This window comes from Sphingopyxis sp. (assembly GCF_050725655.1).
Taxonomy (GTDB): Bacteria; Pseudomonadota; Alphaproteobacteria; order Sphingomonadales; family Sphingomonadaceae; genus Sphingopyxis.
This window is the reverse complement of record NZ_JBOHHT010000012.1, coordinates 25,428-48,695: the sequence shown is the minus strand read 5'-3', so window position 1 is coordinate 48,695 and position 23,268 is coordinate 25,428. Positions and strand designations below refer to the sequence as shown.

Sequence of the window (23,268 nt, the reverse complement as noted above, 5' to 3'; positions counted from 1 at the left end):
ATGTTGTTTGTCAATTCAAAATGCAATTATTCGATGACGTTCGCCTTTTGCTCCAGCGCCTGCCCGATGTGACGGCGCAGGAAATCGGCGGCGAGCAGCATGTCACCGCGCTCGATCAGTTCGAGCAGCGCCAGGTGTTCGCGGCACTGCTGGTCGAGGCGGCTGCGATCGGCCGTCGCGCGAAACTCGATCAGTCGCCGCAGCCGGTTCACGCGCTTGATCGCATCGAGGAAGAATCGGTTGCCGGACCAGGCAACCAGCGCCTCGTGAAATCCCGCATTGATTTCGAACAGCCCGGTTCGCGGCAGGCTGCCGATCCCGCCCGCCAGAAGGGCCTCTTGTTCGGCGCGCAGCTGCTCAAGTTCAGCCGGTACGAAGCGGTAATCGGGTTGGAGCAGCGCCTCGGTTTCGATCGTCGCGCGGAACCGGTAGGCCTGCTGATAGGCGGCCGTCGAATGCAATGTCGCGAGGAACAGCCAGCCATGGCCGGGTAGCCGTTCGACCCAGCCCTCCTCGGTAATCTGCGTGAGAACGCGCTGAAGCCGAACGCGGGTCGCACCGAAACGGCGCATCATTTCATTCTCGCTCGTCCGCTCCGTTAAGTCGCCCGACAAACGCGCCTCCACGATCGCACTATAGAGCGGATCGTCAGTCTCTTCGGCTTCAGCCTCGGCCGTCGGCGCCCGTCGCACAAAAAAGCCGCGATTCGGCCGCGCCTCGACGACGCCTTCCGCCGCCAGCGCTTTCAATGCGGCGGTCACCGGCGCGCGCGAAACGCGGAAGCGGTCGGCAAGCGCCTGCGCCGCCAGATGGTCGCCCTCCACCAGTTTTTCGGTGCGAATATGCTCGCCAATCTGGCGCGCGATGCGATCAGCTAAACGGTCGGTCATCCCGAGATACTTGAATCGACAAAATGCAATCTGCAAGTAAAATTCAGCGATCGTGTCAGCGACATGACAGCCAAAGAGGTGCAACAGGCGCTTATGACCCATATCCTCACACTTCCCGGCGACGGCATCGGTCCCGAAATCACCGAAGCCACACTCGCCGTAGCCCGCGCCGCCGGCGGCGACGCGATCCGCTTCGAAACGATGGACATCGGCCTTGCCAGTCTTGCGGCAAAGGGCAGTACGCTTCCCGACGCCGTGCTCGATGCGATCCCGGGCGCGGACGGTGTGATCCTCGGCCCCGTCTCGCACTATGACTATCCTGCGGGGCAGCCCAATCCGTCAGCGAAGCTGCGCACCCACTTCAACCTCTTTGCCAACATCCGCCCGTGCCGCGCCCGCGACGGGCTGTCGATCCTGCGCAAGCCGATGGATCTCGTCATCGTGCGCGAAAATACCGAGGGCTTCTACGCCGACCGGTCGATGCACATGGGGCCGGGCGAGTTCATGCCCGACGCCGACAGCGCCTTTGCGATCCGCAAGATCACGGCGCCCGCGGTACGCCGCGTCGCACGCGCCGCGTTCGAGCTTGCCGCCGAACGCCACCGCAAGGTGACCGCGGTGCACAAGGCGAACGTCCTCAAGCTGACCGACGGGCTGTTCTTGCGCGAAGTGCGGGCAGTGGCAGCTGACTTCCCGGGCGTCGCGCTCGACGAGGTGATTGTCGACGCCGCCGCTGCGTTGCTGATCCGCAGCCCCGATCGCTTCGACGTCATCGTCACCACGAATATGTTCGGCGATATTCTGTCCGACGAGGCGTCGGAATTAAGCGGCAGTCTAGGCCTTGGCGGGTCGATCAACGCGGGCGACGAAATCTGCGTCGCGCAGGCACAACATGGCTCGGCGCCCGACATCGCGGGCCAGGGCATCGCCAATCCCACGTCGCTGATCCTGTCGGCCGCGATGCTGTTCGACTGGCTCGGCCGCAAGCGCGGCGACGCGGCGCTCGGCGATGTCGCGCGGCGGATCGAGGCGGCGGTCGAGACCGCGCTCGCGAACCCGGCGACGCGCACCCACGACATCGGCGGTCCGCTCGACACGCGCGGCTTCACCGATGCGGTGATCGCGGCGCTATGATCGCGACGATCGACCCCGCAACCGGCGAAACGCTGGCGCGCTTCGACGTCCACAACCCTGCCGAAATCGACGCCCGGCTCGAATGCGCCGCGCGCGCGCAGGCGGCGTGGCGGTGGCAGCCCGCCGAAGAGCGCGCGGCGCTGCTCCCCCGCCTCGCCGCGCTCCTTCGCGCCGAAAAGGAAACGTTCGCCGCGCTGATCACGAATGAAATGGGCAAGCCGATCGGCGAAGCGAGCGCCGAGGTCGAGAAATGCGCCCTCAATTGCGACTTCTACGCCGAACATGCTCCCGCGATGCTTGCCAATGCGCCGGTCGCCGCAGTCCCCGGCGCCACCCTTGCCTTCGAGCCGCTCGGCGTCATCCTTGCGATCATGCCATGGAATTATCCACTCTGGCAGGTTGTGCGCTTCCTCGCGCCCGCACTCGCCGCGGGCAATGGCGCGATACTGAAACATGCCGCCAACGTCCCGCAATCGGCGCTCGCGCTCGAGCGACTTGTGAGCGAAGCAGGCTTTCCCGAAGGACTGTTCGCCAATCTGTTCGTCGAGCCCGCCGCGGTCGCCGGCATCATCGCCGACCCGCGCATCGCCGGGGTCACGCTGACCGGATCGACCGAAGTCGGCGCGATCGTCGCCGGACAGGCCGGCGCCGCGCTCAAGAAGCAGGTGCTCGAACTCGGCGGCTCCGACCCGTTCATTGTGCTTGCCGACGCCGACCTCGACCGCGCCGCGCGCATCGCAGTGACCGCGCGTTTCACCAACGCCGGGCAAAGCTGCGTCAACGCCAAGCGTTTCATCGTCGAGGTGAGCGTCGCCGACGCTTTTGCCGACCGCTTCCTCGCCGGCATCGCCGAGCTGAAACTGGGCGATCCGCGCGACGCCGCGACCACCCTTGGTCCACTCGCACGCGGCAATTTGCGGGCGGCAATCGACGGCCAGGTCCAGCGCAGCATCGCCTCGGGCGCGAAGCTCCGCGCCGGGGGCACGATTCCGAATGGTGCGGGCTATTATTATCCCGCGACCCTGCTCGACCATGTCGCGCCCGGCATGGCGGCGTTCGACGAGGAAACTTTTGGCCCCGCCGCCGCGATCGTCCGCGCCGTCGATACCGACGAAGCGATCGCGCTCGCCAATCGGACGAGCTTTGGGCTCGGCGCCTCGATCTGGACAGCCGATACCGACCGCGGCCGGACGCTTGCGCGGCGGATCGATGCCGGCGCAGTGTTCGTCAACGCAATGGTCGCCTCCGACCCGCGCGTGCCGTTCGGCGGGATTAAACGCTCGGGTTACGGCCGCGAGCTCGGCGAGGCCGGGATGAAGGAGTTTACCAATATGAAGACGATCCGCGTGGCGGACGCCGCATGAGCGCGCCGCAGGTTCTCGTCCCCGAAAGGCTGCCCGTGAAGGATCGCGGCCATGGCGTCGTCACAACGCCGCTGGTCACCGCAGGCCGCGGGTCGCAGTCGATGCTCAACGGCATCACCCGCATTGCGCCCGGCGCCGCGGTGCCGCTGCACATCCACAATTGCGAGGAAAGCGTCGTCGTGATGTCGGGCACCGGCAAGGTGCTTATCGACGGCGTCGAAACGCCGGTCGCGCCGGGCGTGACTAGCTGGATTCCGCCCGAGGTGCCGCACTGCTTCCTCAACCTCGAGGGCAGCGAGCCGCTCGTGATCTTCTGGACCTATGCGTCGATCGAGGCGACGCGGACGGTGATCGCCTCCGGCGTCACCACCCGCATCGACGAGGAATAGGCGTCAGGCGACGCCCTTGAGTGTCGCCAGCTGGTCGACCACGCGGTCGGCCTCGATGCTCGCGACCGGATAAGCGCAATAGTCGGCGGCATAATAGGCGCTCGGCCGGTGGTTGCCCGAATCGCCGATCCCGCCAAAGGGCATGTCGGACGAGGCGCCGGTGGTTGCTCGGTTGCGGTTGACCACACCCGCGCGCGCCTCGACGCGGAAGCGCGCCCAGAGCGCATCATCGTCGCTAATGAGCCCCGCCGCTAGGCCGAAACGCGTTGCATTGGCGGCCGCCAGCGCGGCATCGAAATCGGCAATGCGGCGGAGTTGCAGCACCGGCGCGAAAATCTCCTCATCGGGGACGTCGAGCCCTGTCACGTCGAGGATTGCGGGGCGCACAAACGCCGCCGAACGCCCGGCCACACCGTCGAATGCGCGGATTACCCGCGCGCCCAGCCCAACCAGCGTGTCGACCTGTGCCGTCGCGCGCCCGGCCGCGGCCCCCGAAATCAGGGGTCCCATGAAAGGCTCGGGTGCCTCGTCCCACGCCCCGATCCGCAACCGGTCGGTCAGTGCGGCGACCGCATCGACGATCGCATCGCCGACCGCGCCCGCAGGCACGATCAGCCGCCGCGCGCACGAGCAGCGCTGGCCCGCGGTGATGAAGGCCGAAGCGACGATAATCGACGCCGTCGCATCGGGGTCGCCATCCCAAGCCACCAGCGGATTATTGCCTCCGAGTTCGAGCGCGAGGATCACCGCGGGCCGGTCGGCGAACAGGCGGCAGAAATGCGCACCCGCGCCCGCCGATCCCGTGAACAGCAACCCGTCGATGTCCTGCGCGACCAGCGCCGCGCCGGTCTCACGCCCGCCCTGGAGCAGGATCACCGCATCCGCAGGCACTCCGGCGGCGTACAACGCCTCAACCAGCAATTGCCCGACGAGAGGCGTCTCTTCCGACGGTTTGAATATGACCGTGTTCCCGGTCAGCAATGCGGGCACGATATGACCATTGGGCAGGTGCCCCGGGAAATTATAGGGGCCGAGCACCGCCATGACGCCGTGCGGCCGGTGGTCCAGCCGGGCGCGGCCGAACGGCGTCGCACTTTCACGCCGTCCCGTGCGCTCGGCCATCGCCTTCACCGAAATCGCGACCTTGCCGATCATCGAGGCGACTTCGGTGGCCGCTTCCCAAAGCGGCTTACCCGTCTCGCGCGCGATCGCTTCAGCGATCACCGCCTGGCGTTCGCCCAGCACCTCGGCGTAGCGCCGCAGGATCGCGATCCGCGCGTCGACGGTCTGCGCGGCCCATGCCGGAAACGCCGCCCGCGCCGCCTCGACCGCGCGCGCGCAGTCGTCGGCCGACGCTGCGACGCCTTCCCAGACCGTGTCGCCGGTCGCGGGATCGGTTGAAACGAAAATGCTCATGCCGCGATCTCCGCCGCAGCCATCGCCGCGCAGGTCGCGTCGAGGCGCGCGACGACTCCGTCGGCCTCGGCAAAACTCATCGTCAGCGGCGGCAGCAGCCGCACGATATTGCCGCCCCCGCCCGCGACGAGCAGCCGCTGCTCGCGCGCCGCGGCGATGAACGCGCGGTTGTTCACCGCGAGCTTCAACCCGATCAACAGGCCCTTCCCGCGCACCTCGACCATAACCCCGGGCCAGCCGGCGACCAGCGCGTCCAGGCTGCCGCGCAGATGCTCGGACAGCGCCCGCGCATGCTCCAGCGTTTCGGACTTCGCGATCTCGTCGAACGCAGCGATCGCGACCGCCATCGCCAGCGGATTGCCGCCAAAGGTCGATCCGTGCCCGCCCGGCTGCATTCCCGATGCCGCCTCGGTCGTGGCAAGGCACGCGGCGACCGGAAGCCCCGATCCCAGCGCCTTGGCGACCGCCATGATGTCGGGATCGGTTCCGGGAAACCATTGATGCGCGAACAGCTGGCCGGTGCGCCCCATGCCGCTCTGCACCTCGTCGTAGATCAAAAGGACTCCGGCCGAGGTGCAGGCCGCGCGCAGGCTTTCGAGGAAGCCGCGCGTCATTGCGCGCGCGCCACCTTCGCCCTGCACCGGCTCGATCAGCACCGCGGCGGTCGCGGGATCGGCGATCTCGGCGGCGAGCGACGCCCGGTCGTCGGGCGACAAATGGACAAAGCCCGGCATCGGCGCGCCGAATCCGTCGAGATGCGCGGCATTGCCCGCCGCGTTGAGAGCGCCATAGGTCCGGCCGTGAAAGGCGCCATGGAAACCGATGATCGTCTGGCGCTGCGCATCGCCGCGCGCGGCATGATAGCGGCGCGCGACCTTGATCGCACATTCGACGGCTTCGGTCCCGGTGTTGGCGAAGAAGACGGTGTCGGCGAAGCAAGCATCGGTCAGGCGGGCTGCCAACGCATCCTGCCCCGGCACTTGGAACATGTTCGACACATGCCAGAGCATGTTTCCTTGCTCGGTCAGCGCGGCCACAAGTGCGGGGTGGCAGTGTCCGAGTGCGTTCGACGCAACGCCGGCAACACAGTCCAGATAAGGTTCGCCGCCTTCGCGGCTGGTAAGCCAGGGCCCCTCCCCCTTCACGAAAGCCAACGGGGCGCGGGCGTAAACATTCATCAGCGGGCTGGTCATCGCATTCTCCAAAGGCTGTGCGATGCCCGAATTATATTCTCAATCGGCAATATGGAACGACTAACCTTCCATAAATTTCGTACTTATTCGCGACTTTACATTCGATATTGGAATGAACCGGGGCGAACCTGACGCCCGCCCCGGCCATTGGTAAACTCAGAAGAACTTGGTCTCGATCGAGAACTTTACCGTCGAGGGCGCGGCCTGCGAGAGCAACAACCCGCCGGTCGACGCCCAGTGACGCTTGCCGGTGATATTCTCGGCGCTGATGCGGAAAATCGTGTCGACGCCGGCAATGTCGGTCGAATAGCCCGCGCCGAGATCGAACAGCGTATGCCCCGGAATGAATGCCTGGTTGCGCGAGTTAATCGCCCGGTTGCCCGTGTGATAGACCGCGCCGTTGATGCTGAAGCCCGGCAGCATGTCGGCGAAGCGATATTCGGTTGCGAGCGAGAAGGTCCGCTTGGGCGCATTTTCGACCCGGTTACCCACGATCGTCGGCGAAATCGTCGGGGTCAGGATTGTCGGCGCGCCAGAGGAATAGGTCGCATCGAGGAACAGCGCGCTGGCATAGACCGACCAGTCGGGTGTGACGTTACCCGTCGCACTCAGTTCGACACCCTTATAGGTCGAACGCCCGTCCTTCACCCAGCGGTTCGCACCGTTGAGGACGGCCGAATCGCGCTTGATGTTAAAATAGGCGGCCTGGAACAGGAAACCGCGCCACGGCTCCCACTTCACGCCGCCTTCATATTGGGTCGATGCGCTCGGCGGGAGCTGCTCGTTGGCGTTGACCGCCGTCGTCGGTGCACCGGGGGTCGATTCCAGACCCTCGATATACGTGCCGTAAATGCTCACCGATTCCACCGGCTTGAGGACCCCGCCGAACGACAGCGAGACCGGCGATGCCGAAAAGGTCTTCACGCCGGTATCGAGGCGTTTTTCCTGATAGTCCGAAATACGGACCCCGCCGAGCACCTGGAGCCATTCGGTGATCTTCATGCGGTCGAACACAAACACGCCCTTGTCGGTGATCTGCGTCGGGTTGTTCTCGGCCGCAAGCGGCTCGCCGAGCTGCGGGATATCGTGCGGATCGGTGATGCTTTGACGGCAGGTTTGCCGCGTCGCGCCTGCCGGGATCGGTGTCGTGGGGAAACCTGCGCCAAGCAACGCACCGGTAGCGCTGTAGAAACAGGTCTGTGCCGTGCTGGCCGAAGAACGGTTCGCGCGGATGTTGATCGAACCGCCGACCAGCAGCTCATGTTCGATGCCGAACGTATCGAACGCGCCCGCGATCTCAATCCGGTAGTTCTGGTTCTTGAACTTCGCCACCGGCTGATAGCTGATCGACAGCGGAGATTCGCCGACCGGGCCCGTTGCCGGATTCGTGTTGATCACGTTCGGATCGATCGTGTTGAAGTGACGCGCACGTTCGAGTTGCGAGATGCCGGCGCTCGCGACGATTTCCCACGCCGGGCTGAATTTCCAGATCCCCTTGCCGAGCAGGTTGGTCGACTCGGTGCGGTTGAACGCCCAGTCGGGACCAAAATTGGTGCTCGGATCGATCAGGTCCGGGATCTTGATTGCCGGGTTGAGGTTGGTCGGCGTCGCCGCCGGCACCGAGATGAAGCGATAGATGCCAGGCTCGTTGATCTTCTTGAAGATATGTTCGCCGTCAAGCTGGATCGTCAGCGTGTCGGTCGGCTTGATGTCGAACGACCCCGCGATCAGCGTGCGGCGGCCACGCGTGTGGTCGATGCCCGGATCCGGGCGGTCATATACCGCGTTGATGCGATAGCCGAGGATGCCGGTTGTGCCGCCGAAATCGACATGCCCGCCGATCCGGCCGTGGCTGTTGCCGAAGACCTTCATCGCGAGGAGCGGATCCCGCGTCGGGCGCTTCATCGTCAGGTTGATAATGCCCGACGGCGTCGTAAAGCCATAATAGAGCGCTGACGCACCCTTCAACGCTTCGACGCGCTCCTTGTCCTCGAGCGGCAGGTCGGTGAGATTGATAATCGGCAGCGTACCGTTGAGGCGGTAATTGCCGCGGTTTTCGACAAGGATGCCGCGGATCGCGAGATTGTTGTAAACGGTCGGTGCGGTTTCGGCGGTGGTCACACCGGCGGTGTTGCGCAGCGCGTCGATCAGGCTGGTCGACTGCTGCGTGTCGAGCACGTCGCGCGGGATGACGGCAATGGTCAGCGGTGTATCGAGCTGCTTTGCGCCGCGGAAGCTGCCCACCTGGACGAGTTCGGTGCCGGTCTTGTCGGCCGTGACGACGATCTCGTCGAGCGCCGGGCCGTCGCGTTCCGAGGTCGAATCCGCGTCTTGCGCAAAAGCGGTCGACGGCGCGACCACCGCGCCGAGTGCGGCGCTCGCAAAAAGCAATGACTTATGCATCCTAATCATGATAACTTCCCTCCAAATTTTCCTGGACCCTAATCGATGGGAGGTTTTTCCATTTTTTCCCACCAAAACCCTTATAAATTGCACGTCTCTTCGCTCGCGTCTTGTGATCAATCCAGATGTAAGTATGAGCAAAGCGCATGAACGAGCACGCCCGTCGCCTGTTGCCTCCCATGGCCGCGCTTCACAGTTTCATGGCGGCCGCGCGTCATGGCAGCTTTTCCAAAGCCGCCGAGGAGATCGGCCTGACGCAGAGCGCGGTCAGCCGGCAGGTCGCGACGCTCGAGGACTGGATCCAGACATCGCTGTTCGACCGCAACGGGCGACGCGTCCAGTTGAGCGCCGATGGTCGCGCCTATGCCGATGCGATCGGCCCCGCGCTCGCGGCGATCCGTGTTGCAACCGCCCGCGCGCTCGCCGAACCGGCCGAAAACGCGCTGCGCATCGCGACACTGCCGACCTTCGGCATGCGCTGGCTCGCGCCCAGGCTCGGCCAGTTGACCCGCGACATGCCCGACCTGGTGATCGAGTTCGCCGCGCGCAGCCACGAGTTTGATTTCGACGCAGAAGGGTTCGACGCGGCCGTCCATTACGGCCTGCCAACCTGGCCCGGCGTCGAACACGACCTGCTGTTCCGCGAACGCGCCATCCCGGTTATCGCCCCGCGACTGCTGGACGAACAGCATGTCAGCGTGCCGCGCGACCTGCTTCAATTCCCGCTGCTCGTGCAGGCCGAACGCCGCGATGCTTGGCAGCTTTGGCTGCGCTATATGGGCGTCCCCGTCGACCGCATGATCGCCGGGCCGACCTTCGAACATTTCCTGATGCTCGCACAGGCCGCGGTCGCTGGCGCCGGCGTCGCATTGCTCCCCAGCTTCATGATCGAGCCGGAACTCGAATCGGGCACGCTGGTCTGTCCGTTCGATCAGGCGGTCGTCGGCGAAGCGGCCTATTATCTCGTCTACCCGGCCGAACGCCTGAACAGCCCCCTTTTCGCGCGGCTGCGCGAATGGATCCTCGCCGAAGCGGGGCAACAACGCTGATCCCGGCACAGTCATGCGACCATGTCCAGCTGAGCAGGCGAGGAGCGAAGCTGCTCGCCGCGATCGGCGCCAAGCGCGCGCACGGCATCGTCGCCAAGAGCAATTTCTCCTGCGTCCGACCGTGCCTTCGTCAACGCCACGCGAAAGCGATCCAGATCGCCGGTGCAGACCGGATAGTCGCGCGCACCGGGTGAAAAATTGGGCGAGAGCGTCACCGGCAAACCGCAGTGCGACTGCCGCACGGTCGCGATCTGGTCGCGGTCGCAATGCACCTGCGGCCCGACATCGAACACATCGACATAGCCTTCGTAGCGGAAGCCTTCCTGCATCAGCATCGCCCTTGCCGGCGCGCTGGCATCGTGTGGGCGGCCGATAACCGCACGCGCCGCGTCGGGGAGCAGGTCGATATAAATCGGGTGCTTGGGCAGCAGTTCGGCGATGAAATCGGCTCCGCGCACCGCGCTCAGGCGGTCGGCGACGGCAAAGTCCATGTTGAAAAAGCGCGCGCCAACCGCATCCCAGAACGGGTTGCGACCGTTCGCATCCTGCCACCCCCGCATTTCCGCCATCAAAAGCGGAGCAAACAGGTCGGGGCGCGTCGCGACCAGCATATAGCGCGCCCGCGCGAGCAGGCGTCCGGCCCCGCTCCCCTTCTCGCTCGGTCGCACCGCGAGCGTCCCGACTTCGGTCGTGCCGGTATAATCGTTGGCGAGGGTCAGCATCTCGACGTCGCAGCTCGCCCCGACCGCCTGGCTACGCTGGACAAGCCGGATACGCTTGTACGAAAAGAAGCCAAAGGGTGCACCGACCGACGGATAGAGCGCCGACGTACCGAGCAGCCGGCCCTCGGCATCGTCGAGCACCAGCATATAATGCGCTTCGGCACTGTCGATGTTGCCGGCAAAGCTTGCGACCGACCGCTCGACCTTCTCGGCGAGTGCGGTGCGATCGGCGGGCAGCGTCGTCATGCCGGGGCCCAGGCTTTCAGCGAGATCGACGAGCCCGGTAAGGTCGCGCGTTTCGATCGGACGAACGACACGCATCAGGCGCCCTCCGCCATCGCAGGTACGCCCGATGTCGGCCCCCGCTTCCGCTTGCGCGACGTTCGCGAATACCAGAGCCAGAGCCCGCACGCCGAAAGCCCTGCGAGCGAGAGCCCCGCGATCACCATAAGCAGCCGGGTCACCGTGCCGCCGAACATCCCCGAGTGGAGCGTGATCAGCCAATCGACGATCTCTGTCCCCACGGGCAGCGCGCCCGAGACATAATGGCCGACGTCGCTGCCGTCGTACCGATTGTAATAGATTTGCTTGGCACCCTCGGCACGGATCGTGAGGTCGCTTTCGAGGAAGATCGCCGCGATGCGGCCTTCGTTGGAAAAGCGGATTTGACGAAGCGCGGTCGCGCCATATTCGGCGCGCGCCTTCGCGACCAGCCGATCGAGCGGAACCATCGTCGCGCCGGGCTGCTCACTGACTTTCGGCGTCGGCTTGTCGGTCACCGGCGTGACGATCCGCAACATGCCACGGAATTCGGGTTTCCACACCATCAGCACGCCAGTCGTCGCCGACATCACGAGCACGACGGCAATCAATGCGCCCCCGGCACGGTGCAGCGTGCGCCACTTAAGGTCGGCGCCGCGGTCGGTGATCACCTTGAACCCCTGCTTCAACCGCTTGCGTCCGGGCCACCAGACGATCGGCCCGGTGAGTGCGAGGAACAGAAGGCCGAAGCCTTCGATCCCCACAATGGTTTCGCCGACCGGCCCGGCGAGCAGGCTATCGTGGATCAGGAACATCCATTCGCCCGGCCAGGCCGCGAGCGACCCGTCACGAACGATCACGCCGCGATACGGGTCGACCGCGGTCAGCCAGCGCGTTCCGTCCTTCGCGGTCAGCTTGAACAGCACCGCGGCGTCTTCCGACGCCGGAAATTCGGCGCGGCTGACCGTCACGCCTGGATGCCGGGCCTCGACGGCATCCATCAGCGCCTGCACCGGCGCGCGCGTTGCCGCGGACTCGACCAGCAGCGCCGGATGAATCACCCGTTCGATCTCGTCGCGAAAGACGAGCAGCATTCCGCTCAGTCCCTGAATCGTCAACAAGACCGCAAGGGTTAGCCCAACCCAACGATGGAGCTTCAGCAATTGAGGCTTCAGTGCCTTCATCGCGCGCTCGCATATGTCTTGACGAGACGGTGAAGGAACTGGCGCGCGTCATAGAGCGACTTCACCCGCACGCGCTCGTTAAGGCCGTGCACGCCATTGCCGTCGGGATCGACGAAAATCGCCGAAATGCCATAGGTGGGGATGCCCGCGCTGTTCAGGAAACGACCGTCGGTCGCGCCGGTGCTGATATTGGGGATCACCGGCACGCCGGGCCACATTTCGGCAACCAGTTTCTCCACCGGCTTCATGATTTCGGGGGTCAAGGGCGGCGGCGGTGGCACCGGACTGGGGTCATCGGCGGCCGTGACTGTAATCCGCGGATCGGCGACAACCTCCACCAAAGCCTTGTGGATCGTGTCGATGCTGGTGCCCGGCAGGATGCGGCAATTGACGTTCGCCTCGGCGCGCTGCGGCACCGCATTGTGCGCATGACCGCCGGTCACCTGTGTGTTGGTGCAAGTGGTGCGGATCATCGCATTCCAGACCGGGTCCGCCTTGCTCAAAAGGTCGAGCGCGGCGGCATCGTCCTTGCCCGTACCGGCCAGGCGCATCGCATCGCCCTTCTCTCCCGGATAGAGCGGCGCCGAGCGCGCAAAGAAATTGCGCACGGCGTCGCCCGGCATGGCCGGAAAGTGATAAATTCCGACGCGCGCGAGCGCCTCGGACATCCGGGTGATTGGATTGTCGGGGTGCGGCCGCGCGCTGTGCCCGCCCGGACCCGTCGTGATCAACGTAAAGTCCTGATAGACTTTTTCACCCACCTGGATGCCGAAGGTGCGTGGTGCGCCCTTTTCGTCGAGCCAGCCCTTGCCGCCCTCATTGATCGCGAACCCGGCCTTCAGCGTCTCGGGCTCGGTCGCGAGCAGATATTCGACCCCGTCGAAGGTGGCGTCGGTCTCCTCGCCGCAGGTCAGTGCGATTTTGATCGTGCGGCGCGGTTTGAACTTTTCTTCGCGGTAACGGATCAGCGAGTCGACGAAGATCGACGCCATCGCCTTGTCGTCGATCGCACCGCGCGCGAAGAAATAGCCGTTTTCCTCGACCAGCTTGAACGGATCGCGTTCCCAATCTTCGCGCTTCGCTTCGACGACGTCGATATGCGCGACGAGCAGGATCGCCGGCGCGCCTGGGTCGCTTCCGGGGATTTCGCCGACGAGGTTGCCGAACTTAGGGAACTTCTCGGGCACGACGACGCGGAACTGATTGTCGGGATAGCCCGCCGCGACGAGGCGCGCCTTCATCCGATTGGACGCCAGGGTACAATCGCCGTTCGACAGCGACGTATCGGTCTCGATCAGTTCCTTATAGGTTTCACGAAACCGGTCGCGACCTGCATCGCCTTGCGCCTGCGCCGAAACGGGCAGCAGCAGACAAGCTGTGAGCGCCGCGTGTGACAATGAAGTACAAATGACGCCAAATGGACGCACGATAAGCTCCCTCCCTGGAAGGTCCGACAAGACTGATGTGCGGGCTGCGCCCCGCATCCCGCCCTTTTCGGGCGATGTTTATGGGGGAAGCCTATGCCGGCTTCCTGTCACTGCGCTGTCACGTTTCAGGAAGGTTACGAAACGGCTTTGGAGCGCTGCTTTTCGCCGGATAACACTGGAAAACGGACAGCCACACGCAGGCCGGGCAAGGCACCACGGTCGGCGAGCTCGACCTCTGCGCCAAGACTGTCGGCAAGCGCGCGAACGATCGCCAACCCCAACCCGCTCCCCTCTCGCCCCCGATCGGGCGCCAGTCGTCCGAACCGCTCGAACGCGGTCGCGCGAGCATCGGGGGGAATACCGGGGCCTTCGTCCTCCACAATCACGACGCCGTCATCCAGCACCGTCACCGCCACGACGCCTTTGGCGCGATTATAACGGATCGCGTTGTCGATCAGATTGCCGACAAGTTCGCCCGCCAAATCGGGTTGAGAGAGGATCGCGACCGCCTGTTCGGGTGCCTCGAAATGCAGGTCGATCCCCATCTTCACCGCCTGCGGCGCATATTCCACGCTCGCGGCGCGCGCGATTCCGGCGAGGTCGGCGGGCCTGCGCAGATCGGGCCCGCCCTCGCGCGCACCCTCGGCGCGGGCGAGGGCGAGAAGCTGGGTGAGCAGGCGCTGGAGCCGCCCCGTTGCGGCGTCGATGTCGGTGAGGGACTGCTGCGCCGGGCCGGCGGGCAACTTCGCCGAGCGCAGGGCCGCGACATGCGCGCGCAGAATCGACAGCGGCGTCCGCATCTGGTGCGACGCATCGGCAGTAAACCGCCTTATCCCCTGCATCGCGGCATCGAGGCGCCCGAGCACACCGTTGAACGCACCGACGAGGCCGCGCAGTTCGACCGGCACATAGTCAAGCGGCAGCGGCGTGAAATCGGCTTCGCGCCGCGTTCCCATCGCGCTCAGTACGCGCTTGAGCGGAGCAAGCCCCCAACGCACCGCGAGCGGTAACAGCCCGAGCGACAACGCGATCAGCAGGACTTCCAGCATCGCGAGCGCGACGAGCATGCGATCGCGCAGCGCGTGACGCGCCTCCAGCGTTTCGGCGACTTCGACAATGACCGGTTGATTGATCCGCGGCACCTTGCGCGCGACCGCGGCAATGCGGACGCGATAATCGCGATAATATGCATATTGGTAGACCATCTCGCCATCGTCGTCGGGCAGCTTGCTCACGCGCGGAAGGTCGGGATAGCCGGTCAGCAGCTCTCCGTTCGCCCACACGCTGTAATAGACGTTATCGCGCGCGTCATTTTCCAGCATGCCCAGCGCCGACGTCGGCAGGTCGAGGGTCACCTCGTCATTTTCGAGCGCCAGCGTTTCGGCGATCGCCCGCGCCGAAGCGCCCAGCAGCCGATCGTTTACGCCCTCGACGACTTCGTTGATCGTCACCGCACCGCCGACGCCGAGCAAAATAGCGAGCGCCGCCATGGGAAAGCCGACCCCGATCATCATCCGGCGCGTGATCGAACTGACCCGCCGCGAGGGCACCTAATCTTCTTCCATCAGATAGCCGAGGCCGCGCAGCGTCCGGATGGTCGGGCCGTAGGGCTCGAGCTTCTTCCGCAGCCGGGCGATATAGACCTCGATCGCGTTGGGCGCGACGGGTTCGTCATAACCGAAGACCTCCGAAGCCAGCCGGTCCTTCGACACCACCTGTCCGACGCGCGAAAGCAGCCGTTCGAGCACCACCCATTCGCGGCGGCGAAGGTCGAGGTCGCGCCCGTCGATGCGCGCGACATGGTGCGAACGATCAAATTCGAGCTTGCCCACCCGGATTACCGGTGCCGGGTCGACCTGTGGTCGCCGCAAAAGCGCCCGAATTCGAGCCGCGAGCTCGCGCGGTTCGAAGGGTTTGAGCAGATAGTCGTCGGCGCCAAGGTCGAGCCCACGTACGCGGTCGTCGATCTCGTCGCGCGCGGTCAGGATCAGCACCGGCGCATGACAACCCTTGGCACGGAGCGATTTCAACACGTCGAACCCCGACATGTCGGGAAGGCCGACATCGAGCGTGATGATCGCATAGGGCTCATCCGAAGCCATCATCAGCGCCGACGCGCCATCGGGCGCGGGGTCGACCGAATAGCCCTCCGCCGTCAACGCCGCGACCAGCCCGCGCGACAGCGCGGCATCGTCTTCGATCAGTAATATACGCGCCATTGTCTCGATCCGTGACAGCCGGTTGACAGGTTGACCATGTTTCCCTTGGTCATAAACATAAGCGAAATCGGGGAGAAGAACACGTGACGCTTTTTGCGGGACGAAGGAAGTTTGCAGCAACGCTTTTGCTGGCGCTCCTTGGCCCGGCGCTGCTGACTTCCGCCGCAAAGCCGCTCAACGATCCTCCCAAGGGCTATCCGCGTTCCTATCGCGTGATCATGGACGCCGCGCGAGCGGAACGGACGCTGGTTATCTATTCGACGACCGACCGGCGCGAGGCGGCGGGCCTGATCGCCGCGTTCCAGAAGCGCTATCCCTTCGTCCGCGTCGATTACCGCGAAATCACGACCGCAACGCTGCACAACCGCGTCATCGCCGAAGCACGCATGAAGCGCCCCGGCGCCGATCTGCTCTGGAGCGCAGCGATGGATTTGCAGACCAAGCTGGTCAACGATGGCTATGCGCAAGCCTATGCCTCGCCCGAAAAGCCGTATCTTCCCCCCTGGGCAGTCTGGAAGAACGAGGCGTGGGGCACAACTGCCGAACCCGTCGTCTTCGCCTATAACCGCAAGTTGGTGCCCGCCGCCGACGTGCCGCGAACCCACGCCGATCTCACCCGCCTGCTCCGCGCCAAGGCGCGCTATTATCGCGGCCGCATCGCAACCTATGACCCCGCCCGGTCGAGCGCCGGCTATCTCTTCCTCAGCCAGGATCTGCAGGTCAGTCGCGACACGGTGCCGTTGATGGCAGCGCTGGGACACACCAAGGTCACGACCTATCCTACCAGCTCGGAAATGCTGACGCGGCTCGGCGACGGGCGATTGGCCTTCGTCTACAACATGATCGGATCTTATGCGCTCGAGCGCCAGTCGCACGATCCCAACATCGGCGTCGTGATGCCGAACGATTATACGCTGATCATGTCGCGGATCGCGATCATTCCCGAACAGGCGCGCCATCCCAACGCCGCGAAACTGTTCCTCGATTTCATGCTGTCGCGCGCCGGCCAGGCGCAGCTTTCGTACCGCTATATGACGCCTGTCCGCGCCGACGTCCCCGCCCGCGCCGGCGCCCGCGCACCCGCCAGCGCTGCGCGCGCGCTGCGTATCGGTCCGGCGCTGATCGCCAATCTCGATCAGATGAAACGCCGCCGCATCATGGCGCAGTGGCAGGCCGCCGTCGGCGCCACCCCCAAAAAATAGCGCGCCGCGCTTCATCCAGCATAGAGCGGGAACACGCCGAACAGCAGGCAGGTCGCCATGAAGACGAAGCACGCGCCGACCGCCCAGCGGAAGATATATTTCTGATGATCGCCCAATTCGATGCCCGACATGCCGACAAGCAGATAGGTCGAGGCGACCAGCGGGCTGATCAGGTGGATCTGCTGCCCGACGAGTGATGCGCGCGCCATTTCCATCGGCGTCACGCCATATTCGGCGCCGGTTCCGGCAAGCACCGGCAGCATCCCGAAATAAAAGGCATCGTTCGATATCAGCACCGTGAACGGCATGCTCACCAGGGCGGTAATCGGCGCCATATAGGGGCCGAGCGCGTCGGGGATGACCGCGATCACCGACGCCGCCATCGCATCGACCATCTTGGTTCCCGACAATATGCCGGTGAAGATGCCCGCGGCGAACACCAGGCTGACGGTCGCCATCGCGTTGCCCGCGTGCGCCGCGATACGCTCCTTCTGCTGTTGCAGGTTGGGATAGTTGACTGCCGCCGCGATCGCGAAAGCGCCCATGAACAGGATGACGAGCGGTATCGATCCGCCGATAAGCAAACCAAGCAGGCCGAGGGTGAGCGCGAGGTTGAACCAGAAGAGACCCGGGCGGCGATGATCCTCGCCATCCATCTGCTCGCGGATCACTTCCTCGCCCGTCGCATCTTCGTCGACCGCATCGGCGGGCAGCGCGGCGAGCCGCTTGCGTTCGCGGCGACCGAAAACCCAGGCGACAAACAGGACCCAGATCGAGGTGGTGATCATGGCCGGGATCAGCGAAACGAACAGCTCGCGCGGGTCAACGCCCAGCGCCAGCGCGGCGCGGGTAGTCGGGCCGCCCCACGGGACGACGTTCATGACCGCGACCGACATCATGATGAGGCACGCCATGATCCGGACATCCATCTTCATGTGCCGATACAGCGGCAACAGCGCGGACACGGTGATCATATAGGTGGTCGTACCGTCGCCATCCAAAGCGACGATCAGCGCCATGACGACTGTGCCGATGCAGATCCGCATCGGGTCGCCATGGACGAGCCGGACGATCGTCTTCACGAGCGGATCGAACAAGCCGACGTCGATCATCAATCCGAAATAGAGGATCGCGAACAGCAACATCACGCCGGTCGGCGCAAGGTCGCGGACGCCGCCCAGCATCATCTCGCCCAGGCCGGCGCTGAAACCGGCGATCAGTGCGAAGATGGTCGGTACGACGATGAGCGCGATCAGCGCCGACAGCCGCTTGGTCATGATCAACGTCATGAAGGTGGCGACCATCAAAAATGCGAGAAGTGTCAGCATCATCCCCGTCTTCGCTGCCGGTGCCTGCTTCGTCGGGCACCTTGTTTCATGCTCTGGCTATAAGGTCATGCCTGTCATGCTGCTGTCACGCCAGCGAGAGTCTTTTGCGAGCAGCTTTACCAAGCGATTTCAAGGGTCAACATAATGAAAAACCCCCCGGCGCTCGCCGCGCCGGGGGAGGAATTCGGGTGCTGGTGTCAGGTCAGCACCGTCGATCTGATGCCATCAGCCGATCCGGCCTTTCAGGGTCGGCAGCCGCCTTTCGGCGGAGTTCACATTAACGCTGCGATCGACGGCGACGCCATCGTCGGCGAAGGTGCAGACCAGCGTGTCGCGGAACGCCGTCTCGACAAACTGCCACGTCATCTCGAGCGTGTTCGGCGCGGTCCAGCGCGCGCCTGCGACGACCCGCTGGCTCGGCGGGCGATATTCATGATGCAGCCGGTTGCCGGTCATGCTCGTATCCTGTTCCAGATACTCGGCAAAACCGGCTGTAATGACATGTTCGCCGTGCGTGTCGCGCATCCGATAGATGCAGGTGTCGCCGGCGAAATCGAACGACAGCCATTCGACGCTCTGATCGTTCGCCTCGACGGTCAGGCGCTGGCCGCCGATACCCGCCGGTGCCGATGGGCTGCCCGGCGTGAGCGGCGGCAACAGGCGCAGGCTGGCGGTTTTGCGCTGCAGGACCACCGCATCGGCATCGGCGGGCAGCGTGTCCGCGACGAAGGCGGCCGGGAAATGCTTCCAGATGAGGGGCTTGATCTTTTTGCTGCCATCGATCGCCGAAAAGATGGCGAGCACGGCATTATGTTCGGGAAAGACGATCGACATCTGGCTGAACAGCCCGAGCGCGAGATAGGCTTTTCCCGGCCCCATCCACCATTGATAGCCATAGGCGCCGTCGTCATCGCCCGGCGTCTGTTCGGTCGTCGCGGCCTGCACCCATTTTTCGGAAAGGATGCGGTGGCCGTTCCATTCGCCGCCGCTGGCGTGCACGGCGCCGAGCTTGATCGAGGCGGCGGTGTTCCAGGTAAGCCCGTTGCCGCCGGGGCTGACGCCCCCGGGGCTGGTGTCCCAATGCCAGCGGTCGATGCCCATCGGCTCGAAGAAACGCGGCTTAAGATAGTCGGCCATCGCCTCACCCGTCGTCTTGCTGACGATCGCCGACAGCATGAAGCTTGCGGCGCTGGTATACTGGAAATGCCCGCCCGGCTGGTGAACCACGGGGACCTTGAAGAATTCGGCCGCCCAAGGCGTGTCGATCGGCCGCCACTTCGAGCCCGATGTCTCCTCGCCGTGTCCGCACTGCATCGTCAGCAGGTTACGCACCGTCATCGCGCGCATATTTTCGCTGGCATTGGCGGGCACATATTCGGGGAAGAAGGACACGACCTTATCGTCGAGCCCGAAGCGCGCCTCGTCGATCGCGATGCCTGCGGCGACCGCGGTCACACTCTTGGTCAGCGAATGGGTGATGTGGATGCGGCCCGGCGAATAGGGCCACCACCATCCTTCGGCGACCACATGGCGGTTGCGCATCAGCATGAAGGAATGAAGTTCGAGCCCGGCGCCTTCGACGTCAGCGAGGAAGGCGAGGATCGCGTCGGACGAAACGCCCTGCGCTTCGGGCGTGCTGCGCAGCAGGCCGTCCTTGTATGTGTCGGGCTGGACAGGTCCCACGCCCGGCACCGCCGCCGACACGCGCCCCAGCCGTTCAGCGCAGCCACCCAGCATCGCATAGGCGCCCGCGCCCATCACCAGCTGCCCGGCCCGCCGCCGTGTCACGTTCATGTCATTCACGGCGTCACTCCCCTTTACCGACCAGAACCGCATCGTGCGGCACCGGGCTGTCACCACGCTGTCACAGGTTCAGCCCGAAATAAAAGTGGAGAGCTCCTGACTGGCGATCCAAATCCAGCGTTTGTTCGCAGCCACACCCGGCCGGATAGCTGCAGAACGCATGACAGCGTTGTGACAGCTTTACGGCCCCAGCCATAGCCTGAGGCTCGCATCGGATGTCGAAAGATCGAGCGGGCCCGACAACATCAGGGGAGAAAAAGATGTCGGGCATCGAATTTGCACGCCGCGGAGCCGTCGCGATAGCGCTGTTGCTTGCGTCCGCCACAACGGCGGCGGCTGCGCCACCGGCAAAGGCGCCCCGCGAAGGCGAACTGAGCACCCACGTCAATCTCGACGCGCGCGACAGCGAAACAAAGCTGGAAATCATCCAGCACGAGTTGTTCGCCGCCCAGCAACAAGCGGTCCGGATCGAATTCATGCTCCGCTACGGCGACGCGGTAACGATGGACTATATCTATTATCCTTCGGGCAGCGACCTGATCCCCGGATATGTGTTTCGGGCCAAGGACGGCCCCACCAAGGCTACGGTCGGCCGGATGCCGGCCATCGTTCTGGTTCATGGGGGCTTTCATGAAAGATTGAGCCCGCAATGGTTCAAGATGATCGCCGAACTCGTCGCGGGCGGGTATCTGGTCATGTTTCCCGAATACCGCGGCAGCCGTGGTTATGGCGAGAACCATTATCAGAACGACTATGGCGTAACCGACACCGCCGACGTGCTCGCCGCGAGCGACTATCTGACCCGTCGACCCGATGTGGACGCCGACCGGTTGGCCATTATCGGCGAAAGTCGGGGCGGCATGGTTACGCTTCTGGCGATCGAACAGGAACCGAAGCGCTTCAAGGCGGCGGTCGATATCGTGGGGCTGACCGACTTCGTCGCCTATATGGCCTATAAGCCCGAATATCGGCGGCAGGAGGTCGCACGCCAGAGCCCGAGCCTAGGCGGCAAGCTTCCGAACGAAAATCTTGCGGCCTATATGGCGATCTCACCCATCAACGCCGTCGACCGGATCGAAACGCCGCTGCTTGTGCTCGCGACCACGGGTGACAAGATCGCGCCGCTGACGCTCCATACCGGCCGCCTGCTCGATGCGTTGAAAGCGCGTGACAAGGTTTACGATTCAAAAATCTATGAAAATGCGCCGGGCGGGCACGTCTTCATGCATGGCGATCAGCCCGAACGCGCCGACGCGATGGCGCGAATCTTCGCATGGCTGGGCCGCTATATCGGATCGCCGCCAGCGAAGAACTGAGCGCCTCCCGAACGAGAGCCGGCCGCTGATCCGATAGATTGGTCGATCGTCTCCCTCGACGCCACTGCGTCGGGGGAGACGATCGGGCGCGGTCAGGGCAGGACCGTCGGCTTGGTCGAGGGTTCCCATACATCCGAACTCGTCGCGACCAATTCCTTCATGTCGCGCCAGGGGCGTCCGCCGGGAACGGCATCCTTGCCCTGGATGACGCCGGTCGCGAATGCCACCATCCGTTCCCGCACGCGCGCCCGCTCCTGTTCGGGCCAAACTTCATAAGGGTGCGGCGCGCGCACGACGACCAATTCCTTCGGCCCCTGCACGCGGCGATAGCTTTCGACGGTTCCCTGGAGCGAGGCGGCATAATCCCACAGGCCCCGCGCAAAAAAGGCCGCGGGCCATTTGTCGATGCCGCCGAGGATCGCCGAGCTGGGGAAGAAGACGAGGTTGTTTTCGACCGCGTTGCCGCCGATGAAATAGGGGCGGTCGCGGCCGAGCCCACGTTCCTCGTCCTCTTCGCTGGGCTTGTCCATCACGAAGCCCGGCCCGCTCGTGAACTCGGCCATCAGCACGGCGCCCTCGATATTGCGGTCGCCCACCGCCTTGGTGCAGCGGATTTTCGGCAGGTCGTAGCTGCAATTCTTGTCGAAGTTCATCGTCATTGCCCAGCCGCTCGCCATCGTGCCGCGCGAGTTGCCGAACAGCAGGACCGGCAGGCCCGGTGCGGGGTCCGCCCCGCGCATCGCGGCGGCGGCAGCGCGGCCGCGCTGCTCCTTGCCGCCCGGCGCGAGCGAGCGCAGCCCTTCACCGCTGCGCAGGCTGGCGATCATCGCCAATATGTCGCGACCCTGCTGCAATGTATTGATGTCGTTGAAGCCGGTCGAAATACCGACCCCGCGGCGATCATAGAGCAGGATATCGAACCCCGCCGCGTTGAACGTGCGCGCAAGTTCGCGCCACATCTGCTGCCCGGTTCCGCCGCTGCGCTCGCTCGGGAATTTATTGATCTTGGTCTCGCCGTCGTCCTTGACGCGATAGAGCCGATCGTCGGGATGCGTGATCGCGGCGATACGCCCGCCGCCACCCGGCGTCATGACGATCAGCGCGCGGCGCTTGCCGCCAGCGCCGTCTTCGACACCATCGCCGCCGATATACCAGCCGCGCAACCGGACATCGCCCATCATGCCTTCATGGATCCGCTCATAGGGATCACGCGGAGCGGTGAATTCGACCGTGCTGGTGCGCGCGTCGAGCGCGGCAAAGGCTTCGTTCCACGGCGCCGCGCCAAAGAAGGCCGGACGGCGCACGCGGGCAAGGTCAATGTCGCCGGTCTCGTCCTGCGGCAGCTTGCCGAGCAGGTAGATATGTTGCGGATCGACGGCGCGATATTCCTTGTTCGGCGGCCGCCGGGCGTGGATCTGCTCGCCCACCCGCTCGTGGCATTTCTTATCCTTCTTGCATTCGGCCCAGCGCGCGCGCAGCCGCTCGTCGCTGAATTCGTCGACATAGAAGTCGCCGCGATAGTCGGCGGGCGGGCGCTTCCCGACGGTCGAAAAGGGAATGCAGGTCCTGGGTCCGGCCGCGGTCGGCACAAGATAACCGGTCATTGTACGGTCGCGATCATAAGCGACCCGCGCTTCGCATTCGGCGGGCTGTTCCTCGATCGGCGCCTCGCCCTGAAACGCGTAAGCAGCCTCCGCCGGCGCCGCTACCAGCAAGCCCAGTGCGAGATGGCGAATTGTACGTCGTACCATGTTTTCCCTACTCCCCAAACGTGCTCCCGGCGATCCGCCGGGTATCCGATTTTTGTCTTTTGAAGCCGGCTTCCGGCACCGTTTCGTTTCGCAAAACACCCGTTACAGACACCTTCTTCTTCGCGCGGGCTGTCACCATGCTGTCACAAGGCAGGCACGGCCCGCCGACCAATAAGTCCCGGAACCCTCATGTTGACAGCACCCTGACAGCCAAGGT

At 64.6% G+C, this 23,268-nt stretch carries 18 protein-coding genes; 6 read left to right on the top strand and 12 right to left on the bottom strand.

Features of this window, described 5'->3' with window-relative positions; all coding sequences use genetic code 11:
* Positions 1-26: 26 nt before the first annotated feature.
* Positions 27-890, bottom strand: a complete 864-nt coding sequence (locus tag ACREBX_RS01535) for a GntR family transcriptional regulator (protein WP_431559993.1) — start codon at positions 888-890, stop codon at positions 27-29.
* A gap of 93 nt (positions 891-983) precedes the next feature.
* On the opposite strand from ACREBX_RS01535, the gene ACREBX_RS01530 reads away from it, so the two are divergent.
* Genes ACREBX_RS01530 through ACREBX_RS01520 form a run of 3 tightly spaced genes read left to right on the top strand, consistent with a single transcriptional unit; the run spans position 984 to position 3,777 of the window.
* Positions 984-2,024 (top strand): isocitrate/isopropylmalate dehydrogenase family protein, encoded by a 1,041-nt coding sequence (locus ACREBX_RS01530; RefSeq protein WP_431559992.1) that lies wholly within the window; start codon positions 984-986, stop codon positions 2,022-2,024.
* Complete coding sequence (locus tag ACREBX_RS01525) at positions 2,021-3,388, top strand: NAD-dependent succinate-semialdehyde dehydrogenase (RefSeq protein WP_431559991.1); 1,368 nt, start codon at positions 2,021-2,023, stop codon at positions 3,386-3,388. The genes ACREBX_RS01530 and ACREBX_RS01525 overlap by 4 nt, the downstream gene beginning before the upstream one ends.
* A complete protein-coding gene (locus ACREBX_RS01520) occupies positions 3,385-3,777 on the top strand; it encodes a cupin domain-containing protein (protein WP_431559990.1) in 393 nt (130 codons plus the stop codon). The genes ACREBX_RS01525 and ACREBX_RS01520 overlap by 4 nt, the downstream gene beginning before the upstream one ends.
* 3 nt (positions 3,778-3,780) lie before the next feature.
* Here the strand turns inward: ACREBX_RS01520 and astD are convergent, their stop codons facing one another.
* The 3 genes from astD to ACREBX_RS01505 all read right to left on the bottom strand — a co-directional run bounded on the left by astD (position 3,781) and on the right by ACREBX_RS01505 (position 8,798).
* Entirely contained in the window at positions 3,781-5,193 is a 1,413-nt protein-coding gene (gene astD, locus ACREBX_RS01515) for a succinylglutamate-semialdehyde dehydrogenase (protein WP_431559989.1), read from the bottom strand.
* The gene (locus ACREBX_RS01510) at positions 5,190-6,386 is read right to left on the bottom strand and encodes an aspartate aminotransferase family protein (RefSeq protein WP_431559988.1); all 1,197 of its coding nucleotides are present in this window, start codon (positions 6,384-6,386) and stop codon (positions 5,190-5,192) included. Before ACREBX_RS01510 ends, astD begins: the two co-directional genes overlap by 4 nt.
* A gap of 156 nt (positions 6,387-6,542) precedes the next feature.
* Complete coding sequence (locus tag ACREBX_RS01505) at positions 6,543-8,798, bottom strand: TonB-dependent siderophore receptor (protein WP_431559987.1); 2,256 nt, start codon at positions 8,796-8,798, stop codon at positions 6,543-6,545.
* Positions 8,799-8,935: 137 nt separating this feature from the next.
* On the opposite strand from ACREBX_RS01505, the gene gcvA reads away from it, so the two are divergent.
* Complete coding sequence (gene gcvA / locus ACREBX_RS01500; protein ID WP_431559986.1) at positions 8,936-9,838, top strand: transcriptional regulator GcvA; 903 nt, start codon at positions 8,936-8,938, stop codon at positions 9,836-9,838.
* A gap of 11 nt (positions 9,839-9,849) precedes the next feature.
* Here gcvA and ACREBX_RS01495 read toward each other — a convergent pair whose 3' ends face one another.
* The 5 genes from ACREBX_RS01495 to ACREBX_RS01475 all read right to left on the bottom strand — a co-directional run bounded on the left by ACREBX_RS01495 (position 9,850) and on the right by ACREBX_RS01475 (position 15,651).
* Positions 9,850-10,881: an arginine N-succinyltransferase gene (locus ACREBX_RS01495; protein ID WP_431559985.1), complete on the bottom strand. Its 1,032-nt coding sequence runs from the start codon at positions 10,879-10,881 to the stop codon at positions 9,850-9,852.
* Positions 10,881-12,005 carry a PepSY-associated TM helix domain-containing protein gene (locus tag ACREBX_RS01490; protein WP_431559984.1) on the bottom strand — a complete coding sequence of 375 codons (1,125 nt, stop codon included), beginning with the start codon at positions 12,003-12,005 and terminating at the stop codon, positions 10,881-10,883. The genes ACREBX_RS01495 and ACREBX_RS01490 overlap by 1 nt, the downstream gene beginning before the upstream one ends.
* Positions 12,002-13,432 (bottom strand): M20/M25/M40 family metallo-hydrolase, encoded by a 1,431-nt coding sequence (locus tag ACREBX_RS01485; RefSeq protein ID WP_431559983.1) that lies wholly within the window; start codon positions 13,430-13,432, stop codon positions 12,002-12,004. Before ACREBX_RS01485 ends, ACREBX_RS01490 begins: the two co-directional genes overlap by 4 nt.
* A gap of 134 nt (positions 13,433-13,566) precedes the next feature.
* Complete coding sequence (locus ACREBX_RS01480; RefSeq protein WP_431559982.1) at positions 13,567-14,982, bottom strand: sensor histidine kinase; 1,416 nt, start codon at positions 14,980-14,982, stop codon at positions 13,567-13,569.
* Complete coding sequence (locus ACREBX_RS01475; RefSeq protein ID WP_431559981.1) at positions 14,983-15,651, bottom strand: response regulator transcription factor; 669 nt, start codon at positions 15,649-15,651, stop codon at positions 14,983-14,985. It lies immediately after the preceding gene.
* A 125-nt stretch (positions 15,652-15,776) separates the two neighbouring features.
* Here ACREBX_RS01475 and ACREBX_RS01470 point away from each other — a divergent pair, with 125 nt between their 5' ends.
* Positions 15,777-16,853 carry an ABC transporter substrate-binding protein gene (locus tag ACREBX_RS01470; protein ID WP_431559980.1) on the top strand — a complete coding sequence of 359 codons (1,077 nt, stop codon included), beginning with the start codon at positions 15,777-15,779 and terminating at the stop codon, positions 16,851-16,853.
* An 11-nt stretch (positions 16,854-16,864) separates the two neighbouring features.
* Here the strand turns inward: ACREBX_RS01470 and ACREBX_RS01465 are convergent, their stop codons facing one another.
* A complete protein-coding gene (locus ACREBX_RS01465; protein ID WP_431559979.1) occupies positions 16,865-18,184 on the bottom strand; it encodes a CitMHS family transporter in 1,320 nt (439 codons plus the stop codon).
* Between the two features lie 222 nt (positions 18,185-18,406).
* Positions 18,407-19,975 carry a serine hydrolase domain-containing protein gene (locus ACREBX_RS01460; RefSeq protein WP_431560000.1) on the bottom strand — a complete coding sequence of 523 codons (1,569 nt, stop codon included), beginning with the start codon at positions 19,973-19,975 and terminating at the stop codon, positions 18,407-18,409.
* 269 nt (positions 19,976-20,244) lie between these two features.
* On the opposite strand from ACREBX_RS01460, the gene ACREBX_RS01455 reads away from it, so the two are divergent.
* Entirely contained in the window at positions 20,245-21,300 is a 1,056-nt protein-coding gene (locus ACREBX_RS01455; protein ID WP_431559978.1) for an alpha/beta hydrolase family protein, read from the top strand.
* Between the two features lie 92 nt (positions 21,301-21,392).
* On the opposite strand, the gene ACREBX_RS01450 is transcribed toward ACREBX_RS01455, so the two are convergent.
* On the bottom strand, positions 21,393-23,051 hold the full coding sequence (locus ACREBX_RS01450) for a hypothetical protein (RefSeq protein WP_431559977.1): 1,659 nt from the start codon (positions 23,049-23,051) through the stop codon (positions 21,393-21,395).
* Positions 23,052-23,268: the final 217 nt, after the last annotated feature.